The sequence below is a fragment of the Bradyrhizobium oropedii genome, assembly GCF_020889685.1.
In the GTDB taxonomy this organism is placed as follows: Bacteria; Pseudomonadota; Alphaproteobacteria; order Rhizobiales; family Xanthobacteraceae; genus Bradyrhizobium; species Bradyrhizobium oropedii.
In genome coordinates this window covers 1-898 of record NZ_JACMYO010000457.1, presented here as the reverse complement: position 1 = coordinate 898, position 898 = coordinate 1, and the positions used below count along the sequence as shown (strand labels likewise).

Sequence of the window (898 nt, the reverse complement as noted above, 5' to 3'; positions counted from 1 at the left end):
TGTGCACCGTGCATCGTTGGACCGGCACGCCGTCCCAAACTGCGGCGATTGCACTGTCGAGCCCCGCCGCGCCATCGACGATGAGGAACTCTGGCCGTTGCAAACCGCGCCTGGTGAGATCGTCCAGCACGCTGCGCCAAGCCTCGGCGCTTTCGCCGCCCATGCTCTTGATCGCGAGCAGAACTTTCTGCCCGTCGGCGCGCACCCCCAGCACGACAAGCAGCGAAATCGCCGTGGCTTTGCGGTCGAGCCGAACGCGAACTACCGTACCGTCGAGGATCAGCCGGACGATCGGCTCGTCAGCCAGCGAGCGGGCGTTCCAGGCGTCGCAGTCGGTCTTCACCTTGCGCCAGGTCCGGCTCACCGTATCCTTGCTCACCGCGCCATGAAACAGAGTCGTCAACGCCCGGCGAACCCGCCGCGTGTTGGTGCCAGCCAGATAGGCGCCGGCGATCACCGCATCCGCTGCGATCGTGCGGCGCTGGTAGGCCTTAAGCGCTTTGCTCTTCCACTCGGTCGTACCGCCGTCCGCAGCGTTCAATCGCGCGCGTGGCATCGCCACCTCGATCGGGCCGAACGTTCCCAGAAGCGAGCGCGAACGGTGGCCATGACGATGACCGGTGACCCCCTCTGCCGTGCCGGCCTCCTTGCCCGCGCCCGGCGCAATACGCCCATAGCGAGGTCGCGACAGCACCGCCTCCAGTTCTTCCTCCATCATCGTCTCGATGAAATCGCGCACCCGATTGCGCACTCCAAATTCGATCGGGTCAAACCAATCGTCGAAAAGCTGGGGGTCCGTCTTCGCTGCGAGTGTCGCGGAATCAGGCTGCGTGGTATGGTTCTTCATGGCGTGGTCTCCAGCCCGGCGCGCTAACGCCAGGTGATTCGAGGTTGAACA

1 protein-coding gene is annotated in these 898 nt (G+C 64.9%); it reads right to left on the bottom strand.

From position 1 onward, the window contains the following. On the bottom strand, nucleotides 1-847 hold an 847-nt coding region (locus tag H8A95_RS43260; protein ID WP_229188482.1), incomplete at its 3' end, for an IS256 family transposase. Between the last annotated feature and the right edge of the window lie 51 nt (nucleotides 848-898).